The 21,566-nt window shown below is 59.2% G+C and carries 17 protein-coding genes; 12 read left to right on the plus strand and 5 right to left on the minus strand.

Annotated elements, in window-relative coordinates:
• Positions 1 to 3 precede the first annotated feature (3 nt).
• The 6 genes from AC2FF8_RS11825 to AC2FF8_RS11850 all read left to right on the plus strand — a co-directional run bounded on the left by AC2FF8_RS11825 (position 4) and on the right by AC2FF8_RS11850 (position 9,648).
• On the plus strand, positions 4 to 936 hold the full coding sequence (locus AC2FF8_RS11825) for a phosphotransferase (protein WP_496879778.1): 933 nt from the start codon (positions 4 to 6) through the stop codon (positions 934 to 936).
• Between the two features lie 547 nt (positions 937 to 1,483).
• Positions 1,484 to 4,684: an adenylate/guanylate cyclase domain-containing protein gene (locus tag AC2FF8_RS11830; protein WP_496879779.1), complete on the plus strand. Its 3,201-nt coding sequence runs from the start codon at positions 1,484 to 1,486 to the stop codon at positions 4,682 to 4,684.
• Between the two features lie 52 nt (positions 4,685 to 4,736).
• On the plus strand, positions 4,737 to 5,618 hold the full coding sequence (locus tag AC2FF8_RS11835; protein ID WP_170345506.1) for an encapsulin: 882 nt from the start codon (positions 4,737 to 4,739) through the stop codon (positions 5,616 to 5,618).
• Positions 5,619 to 5,632: 14 nt separating this feature from the next.
• Positions 5,633 to 6,457 (plus strand): DUF3237 domain-containing protein, encoded by an 825-nt coding sequence (locus AC2FF8_RS11840; protein WP_496879780.1) that lies wholly within the window; start codon positions 5,633 to 5,635, stop codon positions 6,455 to 6,457.
• Entirely contained in the window at positions 6,450 to 8,573 is a 2,124-nt protein-coding gene (locus AC2FF8_RS11845; RefSeq protein WP_496879781.1) for a hydroxysqualene dehydroxylase, read from the plus strand. The genes AC2FF8_RS11840 and AC2FF8_RS11845 overlap by 8 nt, the downstream gene beginning before the upstream one ends.
• A 4-nt stretch (positions 8,574 to 8,577) precedes the next feature.
• Positions 8,578 to 9,648, plus strand: coding sequence for a polyprenyl synthetase family protein (locus AC2FF8_RS11850; RefSeq protein WP_480836835.1), 1,071 nt, complete (start codon positions 8,578 to 8,580; stop codon positions 9,646 to 9,648).
• Here the strand turns inward: AC2FF8_RS11850 and AC2FF8_RS11855 are convergent.
• The 4 genes from AC2FF8_RS11855 to AC2FF8_RS11870 all read right to left on the minus strand — a co-directional run bounded on the left by AC2FF8_RS11855 (position 9,639) and on the right by AC2FF8_RS11870 (position 14,133).
• Positions 9,639 to 10,109 carry a hypothetical protein gene (locus AC2FF8_RS11855; RefSeq protein ID WP_496879782.1) on the minus strand — a complete coding sequence of 157 codons (471 nt, stop codon included), beginning with the start codon at positions 10,107 to 10,109 and terminating at the stop codon, positions 9,639 to 9,641. The genes AC2FF8_RS11850 and AC2FF8_RS11855 overlap by 10 nt on opposite strands.
• 62 nt (positions 10,110 to 10,171) lie before the next feature.
• On the minus strand, positions 10,172 to 10,951 hold the full coding sequence (locus AC2FF8_RS11860) for a carnitinyl-CoA dehydratase (protein WP_170345511.1): 780 nt from the start codon (positions 10,949 to 10,951) through the stop codon (positions 10,172 to 10,174).
• Positions 10,952 to 10,954: 3 nt separating this feature from the next.
• Positions 10,955 to 12,970, minus strand: a complete 2,016-nt coding sequence (locus tag AC2FF8_RS11865) for an acetate--CoA ligase family protein (RefSeq protein WP_496879783.1) — start codon at positions 12,968 to 12,970, stop codon at positions 10,955 to 10,957.
• A 2-nt stretch (positions 12,971 to 12,972) separates the two neighbouring features.
• Positions 12,973 to 14,133, minus strand: coding sequence for an acyl-CoA dehydrogenase family protein (locus tag AC2FF8_RS11870; protein ID WP_496879784.1), 1,161 nt, complete (start codon positions 14,131 to 14,133; stop codon positions 12,973 to 12,975).
• Positions 14,134 to 14,213: 80 nt separating this feature from the next.
• Between AC2FF8_RS11870 and AC2FF8_RS11875 the strand changes: the two genes are divergently transcribed.
• Positions 14,214 to 15,152 (plus strand): GlxA family transcriptional regulator, encoded by a 939-nt coding sequence (locus AC2FF8_RS11875; protein ID WP_425079517.1) that lies wholly within the window; start codon positions 14,214 to 14,216, stop codon positions 15,150 to 15,152.
• 65 nt (positions 15,153 to 15,217) lie between these two features.
• Here the strand turns inward: AC2FF8_RS11875 and AC2FF8_RS11880 are convergent, their stop codons facing one another.
• A complete protein-coding gene (locus tag AC2FF8_RS11880) occupies positions 15,218 to 15,820 on the minus strand; it encodes a helix-turn-helix domain-containing protein (protein ID WP_257601341.1) in 603 nt (200 codons plus the stop codon).
• A gap of 146 nt (positions 15,821 to 15,966) precedes the next feature.
• Between AC2FF8_RS11880 and glyA the strand changes: the two genes are divergently transcribed.
• The 5 genes from glyA (at position 15,967) to AC2FF8_RS11905 (ending at position 21,473) form a co-directional block, all read left to right on the plus strand.
• Positions 15,967 to 17,220: a serine hydroxymethyltransferase gene (gene glyA / locus AC2FF8_RS11885; RefSeq protein ID WP_480684793.1), complete on the plus strand. Its 1,254-nt coding sequence runs from the start codon at positions 15,967 to 15,969 to the stop codon at positions 17,218 to 17,220.
• 11 nt (positions 17,221 to 17,231) lie between these two features.
• On the plus strand, positions 17,232 to 18,614 hold the full coding sequence (lpdA, locus tag AC2FF8_RS11890) for a dihydrolipoyl dehydrogenase (RefSeq protein WP_496879785.1): 1,383 nt from the start codon (positions 17,232 to 17,234) through the stop codon (positions 18,612 to 18,614).
• Between the two features lie 14 nt (positions 18,615 to 18,628).
• Positions 18,629 to 19,573 carry a lipoyl synthase gene (lipA, locus tag AC2FF8_RS11895; RefSeq protein ID WP_496879786.1) on the plus strand — a complete coding sequence of 315 codons (945 nt, stop codon included), beginning with the start codon at positions 18,629 to 18,631 and terminating at the stop codon, positions 19,571 to 19,573.
• Positions 19,574 to 19,598: 25 nt separating this feature from the next.
• Positions 19,599 to 20,972 carry an alanine/glycine:cation symporter family protein gene (locus AC2FF8_RS11900; RefSeq protein ID WP_170345519.1) on the plus strand — a complete coding sequence of 458 codons (1,374 nt, stop codon included), beginning with the start codon at positions 19,599 to 19,601 and terminating at the stop codon, positions 20,970 to 20,972.
• A 78-nt stretch (positions 20,973 to 21,050) separates the two neighbouring features.
• Positions 21,051 to 21,473 (plus strand): universal stress protein, encoded by a 423-nt coding sequence (locus AC2FF8_RS11905; RefSeq protein WP_496879787.1) that lies wholly within the window; start codon positions 21,051 to 21,053, stop codon positions 21,471 to 21,473.
• Positions 21,474 to 21,566 lie beyond the last annotated feature (93 nt).

Consider the following 21,566-nt stretch of genomic DNA (forward strand, 5'->3'; position numbering starts at 1 on the left):
GCGATGCAGAATGAACCAAAAAATGAGATTATTCAGGCCCTTCGCAACGTGGCGGGGTTCGAAACCCTTGCCGAGGCGGACATTCACACCCAGCGGCTGGGCGGGTTGACCAATCTGGTCTATCGCGTCGAAGGCGGGCCAAGGACGGTGATCGTGCGCATCCCCGGTGAAGGCACCGAAGCCTATATCGACCGCGCGGTTGAAATCCACAACGCACGGGTGGCGGCGAAAACCGGGGTCGGCCCCGAAGTTCTGTGGGCAGACGCGGCATCCGGCGTGATGATCAGTGATTGCGTACCCGACATCGTCACGATGACACCCGAGATGTTTGCGACGCGTCCCGGGTCTGCCGCCCGAGCGGGTAAGGCGCTGAGACAGCTTCATGATGCCCCCGAGCCGTTCAAGTTTCGGTTCGAGCTGTTTTCGATGATCAACGACTACATGAAGGTGCTTGCGGACAAAAACGCGACCCTGCCAGAGGGTTACGCGGACGTCGTGGCCGAGGCGGCCCCGATCCGCGAGGTGCTGCGGGACAAACCCGGAGCATTGGTCCCGAGTCATTGCGACCCGCTGTGCGAGAATTTTCTGGATGACGGCCAGCGCATGTGGATCGTGGATTACGAGTATTCAGGCATGAACGATGCCCTTTGGGATCTGGGTGATCTGTCGGTCGAAGCCGGGCTGAACGACGAACAGGAACTAGAAATGTTGACGGCCTATTTCGACGGCCCGCCGAGCGAGGCTCAGATCGGGCGCATGGTGATCTACAAAGCCATGTGCGACCTGCTGTGGACGCTGTGGGGATTGATCCAGCATGCGGATGAAAACCCCGCCGAAGATTTCTGGGCCTATGCCACCAACCGGTTCGAGCGGTGCAAAGCACTGATGCTGGCCCCGTCCTTTGCGGCCCATGTGAAAGCCGTGGCCGAGGAGTAGGGTTTCATCCACGGCCGGATCCGCCCTAGATACCGGATGTTTCCTGCCTCGTCTCAGATCTTTGAGCCGCTTTCCATGGTGCCGGGATGCCCGGGCAGAACGGGCAGAACGGGCCGGGCAAAACACGGGATGCGCCTGGAGCTTAGATGTTTCCATTCGAAGCACGTTCGGGCGTCGGCTTCTTGCTGGTGCTCGGGTTGAGTCTGCCTTTCTGTCCGGTATCTCATGTCGGCCACGGCACTTTTGCACCTCTGTCAGCCTTGACGTGACGTCAGGCGCAGCCCTGCCTATCCGGTCGTTCGGCCGCCCTGAAACCTTGCCAACAAAGTCAACTTGAGACTTGAACCTTATGATTTCCAAGGAAATGCGCGTGACGACGTGGAAATTCTGAAGTAAACCGGTCAATCAATGTAACAAGTTAACAGTGCCGCCTGTTCCTGCTATGGATTCAGCATGAATACCTCTCTACTTTTGGATTATACATATACATTATGTATATGTATTAAGGGGAAAACAGGGGGACAGTTATGGAAGGAGTCGCAAGACAATGACGCGAGTCCTTGAGGCATCACCACGTATTTCAAAAGTCCTTCATCTGGCAGATCTGAATGACTATGCCACTCTGTTTCAGAGAGAGGGCGTAGACGACGAGATTCTGGACGAATTGACGGATCCGGAACTGCGTGATCTCGGGTTGACGGTTGGTGAAAGGAAGCGCTTTCGAAAGGCGCAGGCCAGGCTGAAATCGCAGGAAGCGTCGAAGCGGCCCGAAGTCCAGTCCAAGGCCGAGCGGCGGCAGCTGACTTTGGTTTTCTGCGATCTTGTGGGGTCGACCCGGCTGGCTCAGCGATATGATCCGGAAGACCTGATGCAGATCATGAACCTGTATCTGGATACGGCGATCGGCACCCTGAAACAGCACGGCTGCCATCTGGCCTATCGGCAGGGCGACGGCATCATGGTGTATTTCGGATACCCCAAGGCCATGGAAGATGATGCCGAACGGGCCGTACGAGCCGTATTGGAGACCATCGAGGCCGTTCAGAACCTTGAAAACGAGTTTGGAGAAAAGCTCGACCTGCGCGCAGGCATTGCGACCGGTATGGTAGTCGTGGGCGTCGTTTCCTCGAAAAGCCTGGGGTCTCAGGACTTTCTGGTGGGTGAAACGGCGAATCTTGCATCCCGCCTTCAGGGGCTGGCCGAACCGGGTGAAGTGATCATTTCTTCAGATACCTGGAGGCTGACTCAGGGTGCCTTTGAATTCGAACCACGTGGCAGCCACGAGCTGAAAGGCTTTGACAATCAGCGCAAAGTCTATCGCGTGGTGTCGGAAATCATGTCCTCCAGCCGCTTCGACGCACGGGTGGGTCAATCTGCGGTCGATCTTGTCGCCCGGCATGACGATCTTTCAACCCTGACCCGGCTTTGGAACGAAGCGCAGAAAGGCTCGGGCCGGCTTGCGCTTGTCAGGGGGGCTGCGGGAATCGGCAAGTCGAGGCTGATCAAGTCACTGTCTGAATCAATAGGGGTCAAACCCTTTACATTGCAGTGCATCCCGCACCTGACCAGTCTTCCCCTGCACCCGATCGTAGGGGAACTGAGGCGCGTTTCTGGCGATAAATCAAATGACAGCATCCGGGCTGCGATTTCGGACTTCGTGCAATCGGCCTCACGGCTGAGTGACGCGGACTTGCCCGTTCTTCTGGATCTGGCAGGTGTCGAGGCCGGCGCCCCGACAGAATCCGACCCGTTGAAGAAGGCGCGCAAATCCCTTGACGTGATGCTGCGCAGTCTGGGCAGCCTGTGTGACAGGCGCGGCACGTTGTTGCTGGTTGTCGAAGACGTTCATTGGGCCGATGCAACCACGTTGGATGTACTGGATGCGCTTGCATCCGCCTTGAGCAACTTTCCGGTACTGGTGGTTCTGTCGCACCGACCTGAATACGAACCTCCGGAACATTTCGAGAGCCGAGCCGCGCGCATTGATCTGTCTCCGCTTGGCAACACCGAGGCATCCGAACTGGTCCGGCGCGTGGCCGAGCCGTACAGCTTGCCTGTCATCCTGATCAGGCAGATCATCGAAAAGGCGGATGGCGTGCCGCTGTATATCGAAGAAATGACAAAGGCGGTTCTGGACCAGCTGCCCCAGGATGCCCCGATCAATGCCGAGGTTCTGGATACACTAAGCGTCCCGGCCACCCTTCAGGACTCGCTGATGTCGCGTCTTGACCGAATGGAACATGCCAAGCCAGTCGCTCAGCTCGGATCGGTTATCGGGCGCAGTTTCACCGCTCAGATGATCCACGCGGTCGCGCATGAAGACATGGATGTGGAAAGCGCCCTCATGCAGCTTATGGCCGCTGGCGTCGTGCTGATCACCAGCGATTCAGGGTCGGCCACATACACGTTCAACCACGCGCTGGTTCAGGATACGGCCTATAACTCGTTGCTGCGGGAAGACCGGCAGAAGGTGCATCTGAAAATCGCCCGGGCCTTGCTGGACGGTCACAACGCATTCGGCACCCCGGCCCCCGATACCGTCGCGCATCATTGCGATCTCGGCGGATTGAAGGATGAGGCCGTTGCGAATTGGGTCACGGCAGGTGAACTGGCGTTGTCCCGGCTGGCGAACCTGCCTGCGATTTCCGCTTTCCGGGCCGCCCTGCGCAACATCGGAACCATGAAGGCCAACGCAGATCGCGATGGCTTCGAGCTTCGGGTTCAGATGAATATTCTGCCGGCGTATATGGCGATCTACGGGTGGTCGTCCGATCAGGTCGGCGAAACTGCCGCCCGGGCGATGGAACTGGCCCAGACTTTGGGCGACGGCGAGACGCTTTTCGCCGCAACCTTCTGCCGTTGGACCCATTTCTTTGTTGCCGGTCAGATGAACCGAGCGATGGAAATGGGACAGGCGCTGGATATGATGGCCGGCATGACCGAAGACCCCGTCGCAAATGTGCTTGCGGCACGGGCCCTGAGCTTTACGCATTACTTCCGCGGGGAATTTGCGGAATGCGAACAACAGCTGGAGCGCGCATTCGCCCTGATCACGCCCGAGCTGGATATGGCCATGATGCCCATGACCCAGTCTTCCACGGCCGCGTCATTGCTGGCCATTCAGGGATGCCTGCTGTGGCAGCAGGGAAAGCTCGAAAAAGCCGAGGCCGCGCGCCTGGAAGCCATCGAGGTCAGCAGGCCGCTGAACCACGCACCCAACCTTGTCTACGTCATGGGCGCTTGCAGCATGTTCCTGCCCTATGCGGGGGAATGGGACCGGCTTGATGTGACGATGAAAGAAGCCAGAAAAGTCGCGGATGAGGAAGGGTTTCTTTACCTTCACGCGATGCAGGACATCTATATGGGTCTCGCGCAGGCCGGGAAAGGCGATATTGCAGGCGTTCCGGAACGCATCGAGGCATGCATGAACCTGATCTCCAAATCTGGTGGAAACTTTACTTTTCCACAGAATCAGATTGTTCTGTCTGAGTTGATGATTGATCACGGAGATGTTGATCAGGCTTTGGACCGGCTCGAAGCCGTCTGCATTCCCGGCTGGGAACGCGGCGAGACGTTGAACAAACCTGAATATCACCGTGTGCGAGCAAAGGCTTTTGCCGCAAAAGGGGACTTGGACGCTGCAATCAGCGAGGCGGAACAAGCGCTTTCGCTTGCCCGGGATTGCCGTGGAGTTGTTCAGGAGCAGCGGGCCCGCGATCTGCTGGACAGATTGAAAGAAGCAAAATGAACAAGATTGACTGCCCCGCCGAATTGGGCAGCAGCACCGAGAGGGATTTACAATGACCGATGCATTGGATTGGAACGAAGATCAGTGGAGCGCCGTGAACAAGGCCGTTCATGACGAGGCACTGCGCGCCCGGGTGGCCGCCAGTTTCCTGCCCCTGTACGGACCGCTGCCCGCTGACACGCAGTCCGTTCCGCTGAACAAGCTGGATCTGGTCGACAACTCATCTGGTGCATCCAAGCAGCGGCTTGACGTGAACGATTATGACACGCTGCGCCTTACCACCGTATCGGTGAACGTGTACCTGAAAGGCGCACAGGTGGCTGATCCGGAACTGACGGCTGCTCAGATCATGTTCCGCCGAGCGGCCGCCGTTGTGGCACGGGTAGAGGATGACATCATTTTCAACGGTCAACCCGGCACCGGACAGGCCCCCAAACACGCTGGCGGCGCGCCCGACTCATTGCCGCAGATCTATACGATCAGCGGCGGTGGCAAATATCCGGGATTGCTTGAAGCAGGCGAAGGCAAAACCAATTCCGCGACCAAAAAGAACTATACCGGAACCGAGGTTTTCGAGGCCGTCGTCGAGGGCATCAGCAAGCTGGAAACGCATGGCTATCTGGGCCCCTATGCCTGTGTGATGGGCAATGGTCTGTTCCGTGCGGTCACGACTCCGCTGCCGAATTCGATGGTGCTGCCGCGTGACAGCATTCTTCCGTTCCTGGACGGGCCGTTGCTGCGTTCCAGCACCCTGCCCGCGAACAAGGCAGTGCTTGTGTCCCTGCTGGGTGCACCGGTTGAAATCGTCGTGCCTTCGGATATCGCCGTGAAGTACCTGCAAACCTCTGCCGAGGGCGAGCACGTCTTCCGCGTGCAGCAGAAGTTCCATCTCAGGATCAAAGAAGCTGAGGCCGTCCGCACGATAACCTGTTGACCGGAGATCGGGTCGTGCGCGAGTTTACAGATCGGGGCGTTACCCTGCGTTGGTCCGAGGCGATCAACGCAGACGGTCTCAGTCGGGTACTGGTGGAAGCAGGTCCATCCGTGTCGTCGCATGACTCGCTACGTCTGATCTGTTCGGAAGAAGGCGGCCCCGAGCGTGCCATTCGCGGGTGGCCCGTGTTGCGAGACCCGCAAACCGGGTTTCAACAATTCGCAGCCATTTTGCCGTCCGTGACACAGGAAAAAACCCTGTCCTGGCGTCCGGTGCTGACGTCGGGAGGGCGCGAATATGATCCCGGGCCGGAAAAAGCAGTTCAACCTGCCGCACCGGAACCGACAAAAACCGCAGTGACGTCGCCGATACTGGAACATGTTGCCAAATTTGTGGTGCCGTTCGAAAGCAGCTTTCACCCGTCGGGAGAAACACCGGATGGGATCTGGCTGCATTTCGCCATCAAAGAAGGTGGCACCGTCGAAGGCCCGCATCTGAAAGGGGTGATCGAACCGATCGGAGGAGACTGGATGCGCGTTCGGCCCGATGGCGTGGGGCTGCTTCATGCAAAGGCGCTTATCAGACCGTCCACCGGGAAAGCTCCGATCCTGTTCGAAGATACGGGTGTGTGTGACTTCGGCCCGGACGGATATGCGGCCTTGGCCAAGGGCAATCTGCCCGCTTCGGCTCCGGTACGGCTTGCGCCGCGTTACCTGACCTCGAATCCGCATTTCAGCTGGATGAATCGGGTGCAGGGTTTTGGCATTGGCGAAGCCAGCCTGTCAGACATCACCCTGCGCTTTGACGTCTATTCCGCGAAAGGAATTTCCGATGCCTGACAAGGTTGTCATTCTTGGAGGCGGCGTGGCCGGAATGAGCGCCGCGCACGAACTGATTGAACGCGGGTTCGAGGTCGAAGTCCACGAACGCCAGCTGATCCCCGGCGGCAAGGCCCGCAGCATCCCCGTAATGAAGGGTGAAGGGGATCATGGCTCAAAAGCAAAACACATCAAGGCACTGGAGAAATGGGCCGAGATGGATGGGGCCAGTTATCCGCCCGGCGTGAAACGCCCCTGGCTGCCCGGCGAACATGGGTTCAGGTTCTTTCCGAACTTTTATCGGCATATCACCGACACGATGACCCGCACGCCGTATTACGACAAGGGCACATGCTTTGACAATCTGGTCCCGACCACTCAGGTTCTGGTCAGCCAGTTCGACAAGCCCGGCATCATTGTCCCGGAACGGTTTCCCCGCACGCTCAAGGATGTTGCGGATGCCTTCAAGACCATTGCCTTCGCGCTGTCGCCGAGGGACCAGATCGCGTATGAGGATGTCGAACATTTTGTCGCCTGCATGTGGCGGATCGCGAGTTCCTGCAAGGAACGCCGGTTCGACGAATACGAACGGATCGGTTGGTGGGATTTCATCGGCGCGCAGGACCGTTCGGAAGCCTATCAGAAGTTCCTTGCCATCGGCCTGACCCGTTCGCTGGTGGCCGCCAAGGCCACGACGGCAAGCACGAAGACAGTGGGGGACATTGCTATTCAGCTTCAGCTGGGCATTGCCACGCCCGAGCCACACTGCAACAGGCTGCTGAACGGGCCCACCAATCTTGTCTGGATTCAACCGTGGCTGGATTATCTGACAAGCAAGGGGGTCGTGTACAATTTTGACTCCAAAGTCACCGGAATCGAGTGCCGGAACGGGCGGATTATCGGCGCGACAGTCGAACAGGATGGTAAAGAAAAGCAGGTCACGGGGGACTGGTTCATCAGCGCCATGCCGATTGAACGCATGGCACCGCTTGTGACCCCGGAAATGATGGCGGTTGACCCCGCACTTGCCAAGTTGCCCTTGCTGGCCAATGACGTGCAATGGATGAACGGCATTCAGTTCTATCTGACCAAGGAAGTTGAACTGACCCATGGCCACGTCATTTTCATCGACAGCCCATGGGCTTTGACGGCTGTGTCGCAAAAACAGTTCTGGCACCAGATTGATTTCGACAACTGGGCTGAAGGAAAGACCAAAGGCCTGCTGTCGATCGACATTTCCGAATGGGACAAACCCGGTCTGAACGGGAAGACAGCGCGAAATTGCAGCCGGGAAGAGATTGCAAGCGAGGTTTGGGAACAGGTCAAGCGCGGCATCAACGTGGATGGCCAAACCGTTCTGCGGGACGAGGATATGCATTACTGGTTCCTCGATCCCGATATCGTTCAAGACCCGAACGACCCCAAGCGTCAAAGCAATGTCGAACCCTTGCTGGTCAACCGTATCAACAGCTGGCGCTTGCGCCCGGATGCGGCCACATTGATCCCGAATTTCTTTCTGGCATCGGATTACGTGCGCACTTTCACCGACCTTGCCACGATGGAAGGGGCGAACGAGGCCGCGCGCCGTGCCGTCAACGCCATCCTCCAGCGCAGTGGATCGGATGCAGAGCCCTGCCAGATTTGGGATCTGCACGAGCCCGACATCCTCAAACCGTTGCGGGCCTATGATTACGCCCGCTATCAGGCTGGCCTTCCGTGGGACAACCGGTTCGCGGTCGCGGTCGAAGCCGCGCTGAAAATGGGTCAGGACACGGCAGGAGTTGATCGTGGCGGTGATGGCCCCCTTGCCGCCATAGGAGAACCGGCAACGGAATATTCAAAACCTGGCGGTATCACCGAGGAGCCAGCCATTGCCGAAGCGCTTCGAATGATCTGCCCCCCGAAAGAGCTGTTCGACCTCATCGCGAATTACGAGCCCACTGCCGATCTGCCGATCCCGGGGGATGAGTTGGCAGAAGATGTCGCGTATGATCTGGGTCGGGACAGCGGTCAATCAGGTGCCCTGTCCAGGGCCTTGCCCGTTTCGGATGCACCGCTTTCTGCTTTTGGCGCCGGTTCGGAACGATCCGGTGCGCGGGAAAACAAAAGTCGCGTGATCATCACCCAGAAGGGCTGAGCCTGTGAAACCCGGAACCGCGCATTTGGATCCTGCGGCGAAACAGGATTTTCTGAAAACCCTGACCTCCTACGGGGATCAGGCGCGCGAAACGCTGTTGGGCCTGTTGCCGACGGGTGAGCCTCAGGCCTATCTGTATGGCCCGATGCGCGATTACATCGAAACCTCGGGCAAGGGTCTGAGGCCTGCGCTGTTACTGGCGACATGCGAAGCCTTCGGTGGAAACAGCGAGAATGCGAGGGTCTCGGCCGCAGTTCTTGAGTTGCTGCACAATGCCTTTCTGATCCATGACGACATCGAAGATCAAAGCGATTTCCGGCGCGGGCGCGAATGTATGCACAAGCGGCTTGGGGTTCCCCTGGCGATCAATACCGGCGACGGGATGCAATCGCTGGCCCTGCGCCTGCTGCGTCAGAACCTGGGACCGTTGGGCCCGGAAACCGGGATGCGCGTGGTGGATGAGTTCGACCATCTGTTGCAGCAATCCATCGAAGGTCAGGCGTTGGAACTTGGCTGGATTCGCGACAATCGTTTGAACGTCGATGCATCAGATTATCTGAGGATGTGTCTGAAAAAGACCTGTTGGTACAGTTTCATTCACCCGATGCGCATCGGGGCCCTGATTGCGCGGCCACATGATGTCGAGTCCGGTGCGCTTAATCTGGATGATTTCAATGCCTTTGGCTTTTTCCTGGGTGCAGCGTTTCAGATTCAGGACGACGTCTTGAATCTCGTCGGCTCTCAGGACAGTTACGGCAAGGAAATCGGCGGGGACATCTATGAAGGCAAACGCACGCTGATGCTGGGCCAGCTTGGCCTGAAGGCGGAAGAGCCCGAACAGGCACGGTTGGCCGAGATGCTGTCAAACCCACGCGATGCCCGGTCGACGCAAGATGTCGCCTGGGTGCTGGAGCGCATGAACCATTACGGCAGCATCCGCTATGCACAAGACGCGGCAAATGATCTGCTGGCCTCGGCCCGGAGTGAGTTCGCGCGGGTGTTCGCGGGTACAGAAGACGCGCCGCGCGCGTTTCTGGGACAGTTCATGGACTATCTCGTGACCCGTCAGGTCTGAGCGCCCGCCACCTCGAACACCACCACGACCGAAGTCTGGTCCGTTCCGGTACAGACGATCCGGCCATGATATTCACCGGGTTCGGTGAGATCGGGTATAGTGACGGCAACAGCAACATCCGTTGCTTCCCCCGGTTCAAGTTGGATTTGTGGCGGGATCACATTGATGCGGTTGGCCGGCAGAATGTCACCGTTCGGGTTGGTCAGATCCCCCGGTTCGAACTGCATCTGAACAGGGGCCGCGCCTTCCGGTGCTTCAAAGGACAGCAGAATGGTGGCGGTGCCGCCCGGATGACAGGTTTTGCGGCACCTGAACGGACCGTCCAGATGCTGCTGCGGGCCCCGTTCCCTGTCGAGCACGCGGCGCGCTATATCGGAAATCGGTTGATTGTCAGGCTGCGGAGCAATCGGGCTGACCGCCCGAGATGCACTAACATATGGTTTTCGTTCGAAATACGGCATGCCTAACTGTGCACGTGCTGTGCGGATCAGTAAATGGCAAATTCACGTTCTGCGATCAGAGTTCACTTCCCTTTCCAGACCGGATCTCTTTTCTCGGCGAAAGCGCGCGCGCCTTCCAGTTGATCTTCGCTGGCATAGAGAACGTCCACGGTTCTGAGCTGGCGCTTGGTGATGCGATTCATGGCATCCTGAAACTTGGCATCTTCGGCATCGCGTACGATTTCCTTGATAGCGGCATAAACCAGGGGCGGTCCCGAGGCCAACAGCCGGGCCAGTTCCCAGGCGCGGTCCATCAGTTGATCCGCGGCGACGATCTCGTTCACCAGACCCCAGCGATTGGCTTCCTCTGCGTCGAACCAACGGCCGGTAAGCAGCAACTCCATCGCGATGTGGTAAGGGATGCGCTTGGGCAGTTTGACGCTGGCCGCATCCGCGACAGTCCCCGAGCGGATTTCCGGCAGGGCGAATGTGGCGTGATCGGCGGCAAGAATCATGTCGGCTGACAAGGCCAGCTCCAGCCCGCCGCCACAGGCGATGCCGTTGACGGCCGCGATCACGGGTTTGTTCAGGTCGCGCAGCTCTTGCAGGCCGCCGAACCCTCCGACGCCATAGTCCCCGTCTACCGCATCCCCGTCGGCCGCTGCTTTCAGGTCCCAGCCCGGACAAAAAAACTTCTCTCCGCCGCCCGTCAGAATGGCCACGCGCAGCTCTGGATCGTCGCGAAACGCAGCGAACACCTCACCCATCCTGCGGCTGGTGACAAGATCGATGGCGTTGGCCTTGGGCCGGTCCAGCGTCACCTCAAGGATCGCTCCGTCGCGGCGGGTTTTGATCGGGTCCATATCTCAGGCCTTTCTTATCAGTGCATCCACGGCAACGGCCTTGTCCGGCGTGCACAGGAGCGGGTTAATCTCGACCTCGCCAAGCGTGTCGGCATTTTGCATGACATAGGCCTGAACGGCGTCGACTGCGGCGATGATTGCATCCATATCAGCCGCCCGTTGGCCGCGATAGCCTGCCAAAAGCGGGGCGATTTTCAGTTTGCCAAGCGCGGCACGGATGTCCTCGGGCGCGCTTGGCACCAGCACCGACGCCGTATTGCGCAGGATTTCAGTCAGCACGCCCCCCGCCCCCAATGTCAGGACAAACCCATGCGCCGGGTCACGGACGACACCGACCAGCAATTCAACAACGGTTCCGGTGATCATCTCTTCGATCAGGATATCTTCGGTGCCGATGTCAGCGGCCACACTGGCCACGTCTTTGGTTTGAATGCCCAGCCGAACAGCGGCGTGTTCGGATTTATGCGCAAGCCCAACACCTTTCACGGCAAAGGGGGCTTCCATATCCTGCGCTGCTGCGAGGGCTGCCGCTGGCCCAGAAACCGTGCAGGTTCGGGGGATATGCAGGCCACATTCAGCCAGCGCCTGCTTCGACTCGCCTTCGGTCAGGGTTTGGGTCGCCTCAGCCGTTCCAGGCAACCAGACAGGATGCGCGGACGGGGACGAGATCTGACCAGCCGCGCAGGTGGCCGCCAGTGCCTCGCGCAGACCCATGAACGGAACGACACCACCGGCCATCAGGTCCTGCGCGACGTCTTCAGGCAGAAGTTCAGGCAGCGTCGCAACAATCGCAAACCGAGCACCGGTTTCGGCACGCACTCTCAACGCAGCGCGGGTCGCGCAACTCCAGTCAGTCGGATCCGTCGTCGGATAGTCGACGATCGAGAACGTCAGGTCGATGTCTTCACCCGTCATGCCCGACCATGCCTGTGCCATCGCCTCTTCGTCGCGCCAGATATAAGTGTGATAATCCAGCGGGTTGTTCAGCGCGACCATGGGGCCGAGCGCGTCGCGCAGACGCGCCCTTTTGTCATCGCTCAACTGCGGGAAACGCAGTCCCGTACCAACGGCCATATCCGCGATCAGGCTGGCCTCACCCCCTGAACAACTGATCGAAGCGATGCTGCCACCCGGCAGCGGTCCATAGCAGTGCAACAGTTTCAGCGTTTCAAGAAAGTCGGGCAACGCGGACAGACGCGGAATGCCCAGCCGGTCCAAAAGGGCCTGTGCGCCCGCATCGCTGCCCGCAAGAGACGCGGTATGCGAAATGGTGGCCGCCTGCGCCTGTTCCGATGCGCCCACTTTGAGGGCGACCAGCGGGATGCCTTTGGAATAGGCCTTGGCGGCCAGCGCCTCCCATTGCCGGATGTCCTTGAACCCTTCGATATGCAGACCCACCGCGGTTACGCGCGGATCGTCGATCAAGGCCGAGGCGATTTCGGCCTGGCTGGTCTGGGCCATGTTTCCGCAGGCCATCATATAGGCGATCGGCAACCCACGTTTCTGCATGGTCAGGTTGATCGAGATGTTCGAGCTTTGCGTCAGGATCGCCACGCCCTTGTCAACCGGGGTCGCCCCGTGCTGGTCCGGCCACAACAGCGCCCCGTCCAGCGCGTTGATGAAGCCATAGCAGTTCGGGCCAAGAATGGGCATGTCTCCGGCTGCGGCAATCAGTTGATCCTGCAAGTCCCCACCGGTGTCATCTTCGGCAACTGCCTCGGAAAAGCCCGAGGCAAAACACACCGCCCCGCCTGCGCCCATACTGGACAGGACACGAACGGCCTCGATGGTGGCGTGGCGGTTGATACCGATGAAAACCGCATCCGGGGCTTCGGGCAGGTCTTCGATGTGGCCAAAAATCCTGTGGCCTGCAATTTCCGACGCTTTGGGATGCACCGGCCAGATTTGGCCGGCATAGCCCATGCGTTCGGATTGCAGAATAACCTGCTGGCACCACGCGCCGCCACCGATGACGGCGATGGTTTTCGGGCGCAGCAGCCGGGTCAGGTCTTTGTTCATGGTCAGGCGCCCAGGGGACGAAGAAGATCGCGGCTGATGATGTGGCGCTGGATTTCGCTGGTGCCGTCCCAGATGCGTTCGACCCGGGCATCGCGCCAGAACCGTTCGATCGGGAAATCGTCCATCAAGCCCATCCCCCCGAAGATTTGCAGTGTGGCATCCGTAACCCGCGCCAGCGTTTCCGAGGCATAGAGCTTGGCCGAGGCAATCTCGCGGTTCGATGGAAGGTTTTGATCCAGACGCCATGCGGCGGCGAGTGTCAGCCAATCGGCGGCATCAATTTCCGTGATCATGTCGGCGATCTGGAAGCCAACGCCCTGAAACTTGCCGATGGGCTGGCCGAACTGCTTGCGCTCGGCCGCATAGTTCAGCGCATAGTCAAAGCAGCGCCGTGCGCGCCCGACCGAGAATGCCGCAACCGTCAGGCGGGTTGCATAAAGCCATTCATTCATCACGGCAAAGCCGCCATCGACCTCGCCCAGAACCTGTGCGTCGGGCAGACGGCAGTTGTCGAAATACAGGATGTAGTTCTTGTAGCCCTTGTGGCTGACCGAGTTGTAGCCCTCGCGCACTTCGAACCCCGGCGTACCGCGATCCACCAGGAAAGTGGTGATGCGTTTCTTCGGGCCTTTGGGGGTTTCGTCCACGCCGGTCGCGATGAAGACGATGAAGAAATCCGCGTGTTCCGCGCCCGAGATGAAGTGTTTCGATCCGTTGACAACCCAGTCGCCGCCATCGCGCACCGCCTGGCATTTCATACCACGCACATCCGACCCCGCATCCGGTTCGGTCATCGCCAGGGCGTCCATCTTGTCGCCACGTATGGCAGGCAGAAGATAACGTTCGCGCTGTTCGTCGTTGCAGGCCATCAGGATGTTCTGCGGGCGCCCAAAGAAATGCGTCAGCGCCATCGATCCACGGCCAAGCTCGCGCTCGACCAAGGTGAAATCCAGATGAGACAGGCCCGCACCACCGACTTCCTCGGGGAAGTTGCAGGCATAAAAGCCCAGATCGATACATTTCTGCTTGATCTGCTCGCCCAACTCAGGAGGCACGGTTCCCGAGCGCTCGACCGCGTCTTCATGCGGGTAGATTTCGTTTTCAACAAAGCTGCGGACCGTCGAGACGATCATTTCCTGTTCTTCTGTCAGACCAAACTGCATGGCGCGTGTTCCCTGGATCGGTGGTTGACCAACCAAACGCCATCACTCATGGTCACGACATGCAGAGTTGACACCTGATCATGCCAAATTCGAATTTTTTGACGCGACAATACAACATTCTGCTCTTCAACGGGTTTTCGAACCATTGCCTTGCAAACATGGTCGAACCGCTCAGGGCTGCGAACAACCTGTCGAGGCAGGTTTTGTATTCGTGGTGTTTCTGTTCCATTGACGGAGACCCCGTTCAAAGTTCCAGCGGCCTTGTCGTTACACCCAATGGTTCAATCTCTGACCAGCAAGGCGACGTTCTGGTGGTCATGCCGTCTTATGGGTATCGCAAGCTGGACACGCGATCGACCACCCGTACCGTGCTGGATGCTGCCAAAAAACACCGGCAAGTGGCCGGATTGGATACCGGCAGTTGGCTGCTGGCCCGCGCCGGTTTGCTGGATGAGCACCGGGCAACCATTCACTGGGACGAACTTTCCCGGTTCGAAGAAAGCTTTCCGGCCGTGGATGCGGTGCAGGAACGTTTTGTCATCGACGGCAACAGGCTGACCTGTTCCGGGGCGATGGCCGCGTTCGATCTGGCCTCGGCCTTGATCCGGCGGGATCACGGGCCTCTTTTGTCCATGGAAGTCGGGTATCTTCTGATGAGCCGAAATGGGCAGGATCATTACCCTTTGCCTCTGAAATCCGAAGACACTTTGGTCAATCGCGCACTGGCTGTTATGCAGGCGAACCTTGAAACACCTCTTTCGATCAGGGAATTGGCCCGCAAGATCGGGTGTTCGCAAAAGCGGATCGAAATGCGTGTTCAGGCGGAACTCAAAACCACGCCGCAAGCGCTGTATCGCCGGCTGCGGCTGAACCTTGCACGCAATCTGGCAGAAGATACCGAACAATCCATCGCCGAAATCGCCGGTCGTTGCGGATATGAAAACGCCAGCGCCATGACGCGGGCATTCAAGGCAGAATTCGGCCAGACGCCGACTGCGTTTCGCCACCGAAGCCTGTAGGACGGCTGAAGGGGGTGCGCAAGGCGATGCCCGCTTACCTCAAGAACCAAGGAAAACCACGGAGGTTATTCCAGCGAGACCCACAGCACCTTGGCGTCTTCTTCGCTGGTCGAAATACACCCATGCCCCATTCCGCTGTCATAATAGAGCGAGTCACCGGCCTTCATTGGCAAAGGGCGGTAGTGTTCAGACACGAAGATGAGTTCACCGCTGAGCACATACATGAATTCTTCTCCGGAATGTCGGATCCACGTCTCGAACTCCGACAGGTCGCGCGCCTTGATTGTCGCGATATAGGGCAGCATTCGCTTGCTGGTCAGTTCGGGGCAAAGCAGTTCATGCAGGTAAGTGGGCGTATCCTTGATTTCCCCCTCGCCTTTCGGAGTGAAATCACGGCGGCCTGAAATGCCGGATTGACCCGACTGAAGAAACAACTGCGGGGTGCTCATATCCAGGGCCTGCGTCAGACGCCGCACAATGTCAAAGCTTGGCTTTGTCTGGTTGTTTTCGATCTTGGACAGCGTCGACCGCCCGATACCCGCAGCGCGACCGGCTTCTTCCAGAGTCCACCCTTTCGCGCGCCGCGCATCGCGGATGGAGCGGCCCAGGGCCTCACCTTCATCCGGAACTTCCTGTCCGGAAACATCATTTCGGCCTTCGTCGCCCATTGAATTCCCCTGTTTTATCAAAGGTTACATGCCTCCCAGTATATACGCAACTTCTTGAATAAGAGATTTTTGTTGCCGAAAGCGCATTATTTCCCCTATAGGAAACAAAGTTTCGTACTGAGGATTCGGGGCAAATGGAGGAGACCATGTTCAAAACGTCGCTGATTGAGGCAGATCCCGTCATTGCCGCATCCATCTCACGCGAGGGAGAGCGTCAGGCGGAGCAGATCGAGTTGATCGCCTCGGAGAACATTGTCTCGAAGGCCGTGATCGAAGCGCAGGGCTCGGTATTGACCAACAAATACGCCGAAGGCTATCCGGGCCGCCGCTATTATGGCGGCTGCGAATATGTTGACGAAGTCGAAGTCGAGGCCATCGAACGCCTCAAGAAACTGTTTGGCTGTGAATATGCCAACGTACAGCCCCATTCAGGCGCACAGGCCAACGGAGCCGTCAAGCTGGCGTTGCTGAGCCCGGGCGATACCATTCTTGGCATGTCGCTGGACGCCGGTGGCCATCTGACCCACGGCGCAAAACCGGCGCAGTCCGGCAAATGGTTCCGGCCCGTACAGTACGGTCTGACCGATGCAGGGCTGATCGACTATGATCAGGTCACCGAATTGGCGCGGGCGGAAAAGCCCAGGCTGATCATCGCAGGTGCGTCGGCCTACTCGCAGAAAATCGACTTTGCCAGATTCCGTGAAATCGCGGACGAGGTTGGCGCATGGCTGCTGGCCGACATGGCTCATATCGCCGGGTTGGTGGCGACCGGCCTGCACCCCTCGCCTGTAGGACACGCACATGTCGTGACCTCGACCACGCACAAGACCCTGCGCGGGCCTCGTGGCGGCATCATCCTGACCAATGATGAAGCGCTGGCGAAAAAGATCAACTCGGCCGTATTCCCCGGCTTGCAGGGCGGCCCGCTGATGCATGTGATCGCAGGCAAGGCGGTGGCCTTTGGCGAGGCACTCAAGCCTGAATTCAAGGAATATATGCAGCGTGTCGTTGACAGCGCATCGGCCTTGGCAAACGTCATGATGGCGCGCGGATGTGACATCGTTTCCGGCGGCACCCAGAACCACCTGATGCTGGTCGACCTGCGCCCGATCGGCGTGACCGGCAAAGACGCCGAAGCCGCGCTCGAGCGGGCCGGCTTTACCTGCAACAAGAACAGCGTTCCCGGAGACCCGGAAAAACCCACCATCACCAGCGGCATCCGTCTGGGCACCGCCGCCGGGTGCAGCCGTGGCTTTGGCCCGGAAGAGTTCAAGCAGATCGGCCATCTGATCGGGGATGTTCTGGAGGCGCTCGCGCAGTCTCCTGACGGGAACGAAACCGTCGAAAAGGAAACCCGCGAACAGGTTCGCGCGCTCTGTGCAAACTACCCGATCTACTGAAAGAACGTGAAATGAATACCTACGACCTCATCGTTATCGGGGGCGGACCGGGCGGCTATGTTGCCGCGATCCGCGCGGCTCAGCTGGGGCTGAAAGTGGCCTGTGTCGAAGGGCGCGGCGCACTTGGCGGTACCTGTCTGAACGTTGGATGCATCCCCTCCAAAGCGTTGCTGACCTCCTCGGCCAAATATGCCGAGCTTGCACATCTCTCCTCCCATGGCATTGCGGTCGAGGGGGCCAGCATTGATGTCGGCGCGATGATGGGGCGCAAGGACAAGATCGTTGGTGATCTGACCAAGGGCATCGCGTTCCTGTTCAAGAAGAACGGCGTCGATCTGATCGAAGGCTGGGCCAGCATTCCGGCCCCCGGTCAGGTCAAGGTCGGCGACAGCGTATACGAAACAAAGACCATCCTGATCGCGACCGGATCCGAGCCGACCTCACTGCCGGGGATTGAAATTGATGAGCAGGATGTCCTCAGTTCGACCGGCGCAATTGCGTTGCAGAGCGTTCCGGATCATCTGGTGGTGATCGGTGCAGGTGTCATCGGTCTGGAACTGGGGCAGGTCTGGGCACGTCTGGGCGCCAAGGTCACTGTGGTCGAATATCTGGATCGCGTTCTGCCCGGCATCGATGGCGAGATCGCCAAGCTGGCGCAACGCGCGCTGTCCAAACGCGGTTTGAAGTTCCACCTGGGCCGAGCCCTCAAATCGGTTGAGAAAACCGCGGCTGGCCTGACCCTGACCGTGGACCGCGTCGGCAAGGACAAGCAAGAGGTGATCGAGGCCGACAAGGTTCTGATCGCCGTCGGACGCCGCCCCGTCACCCGCGGGCTTGGGTTGGAAGAATTGGGCGTGGCCGTGAACCCGCGTGGTTTCATCGAAGTCGATGAAGCATTCCAAACGTCTGTGCCCGGCATCTATGCCATTGGCGACTGTGTGCCCGGCCCGATGCTGGCCCACAAGGCCGAAGAGGACGGTGTTGCCTGTGTCGAGATGCTGGCCGGCGAAACCGGTCACGTCGATTACAACACCGTGCCGGGTGTGGTCTACACCGATCCCGAAGTGGCTTCGGTTGGTCAGACCGAAGAGGCACTGAAAGACGCGGGCGTCGAATATGTTGTCGGCAAATTCGCCTTCATGGCCAACTCGCGGGCGCGTTCGACGGGTGAGACAGATGGCGCAGTCAAGGTTCTGGCCGGTTCCGACGGCGAGATCCTCGGAGCCCATATCTGTGGTGCCCATGGCGGCGATCTGATCGCCGAGTTGGTACTGGCCATGACCAAAGGCGCGACCGTCGCCGAGGTTGCAGCAACCTGTCATGCGCACCCGGCGATGGGCGAGGCGGTCAAGGAAGCCTGCCTCGATGCCATGGGCCGCGCAATCCACGCATAACGAGGGACAGCCAGATGACCATCCAGCTTCGACCACGCCACCCGGAAAAGGCCAAGAAGGCCGACAGCGTGATCCCGCGTAAGCCTGCGTGGATTCGCAAGAAAAAAGGCGACAGCGCCGCGTATTACGAAACCCGGCGTCTGATGCGTGAGCACGATCTGGCAACGGTCTGCGAAGAAGCGGCCTGCCCCAATATCGGCGAATGCTGGTCCAAACGCCATGCAACCATGATGATCATGGGCGAGATCTGCACGCGGGGCTGTTCGTTCTGCAATGTGGCCACCGGCCGCCCCGATGCGCTGGACGCGTTCGAACCCGGCCGGGTTGCGGCGGCGGTCAAGAAGCTGGGCCTGCGCCACGTGGTGATCACGTCGGTTGATCGGGATGATCTGGCCGATGGCGGGGCCGAGCATATCGCCCGGACGATCCGCGCCGTACGCCAGCAGAACCCCGGCACCACGGTCGAGGTTCTGACCCCCGACTTCCTGGGCAAGGGCGACGCCGCAAATATCGTCTTTGACGCAGCACCGGACGTGTTCAACCACAACCTGGAAACCGTCCCGCACCTGTATCCGACGGTTCGCCCCGGCGCGCGCTATTATGCCTCGCTGCGGCTGCTGGACGACGCCAAACGTTCAAACCCCGAGGTTTTCACCAAGTCGGGGCTGATGGTGGGCTTGGGTGAAAGCCTGAACGACGTGCGTCAGGTGATGGATGATCTGCGCGCGGCACATGTCGATTTTCTGACGGTCGGGCAGTATCTGCAACCGACCCCGAAACACCATCCGATTGACCGGTTCTGGTCGCCCGAGGAGTTCGCCCAACTGGAGCAGATCGCACGTTCCAAGGGCTTTTTGCACGTGTCAGCCACGCCGCTGACCCGTTCGTCGTTCCACGCCGACGAAGATTTCACTGCCCTCAAGCAAGCCCGCCAGCGGGCCATCGCGACTGGGGCATAAACCAAACGCAAATGGGAGGGAAACCATGGAAGCGTTGAATTCAATCGTAGGGGCCATCAATGGCGTCGTGTGGGGGCCGATGATGCTGGTCCTCATTCTTGGCGTCGGCTTCTTTCTACAGGTCGGGCTGAAGTTCATGCCGATCCTGCGCATCGGCACGGGCTTCAGCCTGTTGTTCAAAGGCCGTGAAGGGCAGGGCGAAGGGCAGATCAGCCCGTTCAACGCGCTGATGACCTCGCTGTCGGCGACCATCGGTACAGGCAACATCGCCGGTGTGGCCACTGCTGTCTTCCTGGGCGGTCCAGGCGCCTTGTTCTGGATGTGGATGACCGCCCTGGTGGGCATGGCCACCAAATATGCCGAAGCCGTTCTGGCGGTGAAATACCGTGAGAAAGACGAATTGGGCAACTATGTCGGGGGCCCGATGTACTACATCAAAAACGGTCTGGGCGCGAAATGGGCCTGGCTGGGTGTTGCATTTGCCCTGTTCGGCGCGGTTGCTGCCTTCGGCATCGGCAACGGTGTGCAGGCCAACGGTGTGGCGCAGGTCCTGGAATCCAATTTCGGTCTCAACACCTCGGTCACGGGCGTTGTTCTGATGGTTCTGACCGCAGCTGTCATCCTGGGCGGCATCACCCGCATCGGTGCCGTTGCCGGTAAGCTGGTTCCCTTCATGGCCGTTGCTTATATCATCGCAGGCCTGTTGGTTCTGCTCATCAACATTGGCAACATCGGACATGCGCTGTCACTGGTCTTTACCCATGCGTTCACCCCGTCCGCCGCAGAAGGTGGTTTCGCGGGTGCAGCCGTCTGGGCCGCCATCCGCTTTGGCGTGGCACGGGGTGTGTTCTCGAACGAGGCCGGTCTGGGTTCTGCGCCAATCGCACACGCAGCGGCTGAGACCAAGGGTCCGGTCAACCAGGGTCTGATCGCGATGCTGGGGACGTTCATCGATACCATCATCGTCTGCTCGATCACCGGTTTGGCAATCATCGCGTCGGGGGCATGGACATCGGGTGAATCCGGTGCGGCTCTGACCAGCCACGCCTTCGAATTGTCGCTTCCGGGTATCGGTGGGTATCTGATCGCCATCGCTCTGTCGATCTTTGCCTTCACCACCATCCTCGGCTGGTCGTTCTACGGCGAGAAATGTGTCGAGTTCCTGCTGGGTGTGAAATCCCTGATGCCCTACCGCGTTCTGTGGATCGTCATGATCTACTTCGGGGCAACTGCGGATCTGGGCTTCATCTGGCTGCTGGCAGACACGCTGAACGCCATGATGGCCATCCCGAACCTGATCGCCCTGGCGCTGCTGAGCCCGATCGTTTTCAAACTGACGAAAGAGTTCTTCGCCTCGGGCGGCAAGTCCGAAGAGCCGGGCGGCACACCTGCCGAATAAGCTCGGCCCCACCAAAACGGGGGGCCAACCCGGCCCCCCGCCTTTGACATAGAATTCCATATCTCGAGGAGAGACGTGATGGCCACGAAAATCCTGCTGCCCATTGATCACACCGACGACCGCTCGTGGAAACTGGCCCTGCCGGTCGCGCTGGAGCAGGCCAAATTCTACGACGTCGCACTGCATGCGGTTGCCGTCATCCCCGAGATCATCCAGCTGCCGAACCTGCCCGCCAACTATGGTGCCGGCGCCAAAGACCACGTGCGGGGTGCGGTTCAGGCGATTCTGGATCATGCCAATGCTTCCGACGTGCCGGTTCATGTGGAAGAAGGCAGCGTCTACCGCGAAATCCTGAAGCTTGCCTACAAGGAAGGCTTTGATCTGATCGTCATGGCATCGACCAAGGGCGATTTCCCGAACTACGAGATTGGCCCGAACCTGGCCCGTGTCGTGCGCAATGCGCATTGCACTGTCATGGTCGTTCGCGACCAGTCCCGCTGAATGAAAGGTTGAAGAAATGACCACACCGAAGCGCACGCCTTTGTATGACCTTCACGTCGCACTTGGCGGCAAGATGGTTGATTTTGCTGGGTG

The organism is Ruegeria sp. YTSA144, assembly GCF_059610125.1.

Coding starts and splice junctions, on each gene's coding strand:
- AC2FF8_RS11825 (WP_496879778.1), top strand. CDS start 4: ATGCAGAATGAACCAAAAAATGAGATTATTCAGGCCCTTCGCAACGTG.
- AC2FF8_RS11830 (WP_496879779.1), top strand. CDS start 1,484: ATGACGCGAGTCCTTGAGGCATCACCACGTATTTCAAAAGTCCTTCAT.
- AC2FF8_RS11835 (WP_170345506.1), top strand. CDS start 4,737: ATGACCGATGCATTGGATTGGAACGAAGATCAGTGGAGCGCCGTGAAC.
- AC2FF8_RS11845 (WP_496879781.1), top strand. CDS start 6,450: ATGCCTGACAAGGTTGTCATTCTTGGAGGCGGCGTGGCCGGAATGAGC.
- AC2FF8_RS11855 (WP_496879782.1), bottom strand. CDS start 10,109: ATGCCGTATTTCGAACGAAAACCATATGTTAGTGCATCTCGGGCGGTC.
- AC2FF8_RS11860 (WP_170345511.1), bottom strand. CDS start 10,951: ATGGACCCGATCAAAACCCGCCGCGACGGAGCGATCCTTGAGGTGACG.
- AC2FF8_RS11865 (WP_496879783.1), bottom strand. CDS start 12,970: ATGAACAAAGACCTGACCCGGCTGCTGCGCCCGAAAACCATCGCCGTC.
- AC2FF8_RS11870 (WP_496879784.1), bottom strand. CDS start 14,133: ATGCAGTTTGGTCTGACAGAAGAACAGGAAATGATCGTCTCGACGGTC.
- AC2FF8_RS11875 (WP_425079517.1), top strand. CDS start 14,214: ATGCCAAATTCGAATTTTTTGACGCGACAATACAACATTCTGCTCTTC.
- AC2FF8_RS11880 (WP_257601341.1), bottom strand. CDS start 15,820: ATGGGCGACGAAGGCCGAAATGATGTTTCCGGACAGGAAGTTCCGGAT.
- glyA (WP_480684793.1), top strand. CDS start 15,967: ATGTTCAAAACGTCGCTGATTGAGGCAGATCCCGTCATTGCCGCATCC.
- lpdA (WP_496879785.1), top strand. CDS start 17,232: ATGAATACCTACGACCTCATCGTTATCGGGGGCGGACCGGGCGGCTAT.
- lipA (WP_496879786.1), top strand. CDS start 18,629: ATGACCATCCAGCTTCGACCACGCCACCCGGAAAAGGCCAAGAAGGCC.
- AC2FF8_RS11900 (WP_170345519.1), top strand. CDS start 19,599: ATGGAAGCGTTGAATTCAATCGTAGGGGCCATCAATGGCGTCGTGTGG.
- AC2FF8_RS11905 (WP_496879787.1), top strand. CDS start 21,051: ATGGCCACGAAAATCCTGCTGCCCATTGATCACACCGACGACCGCTCG.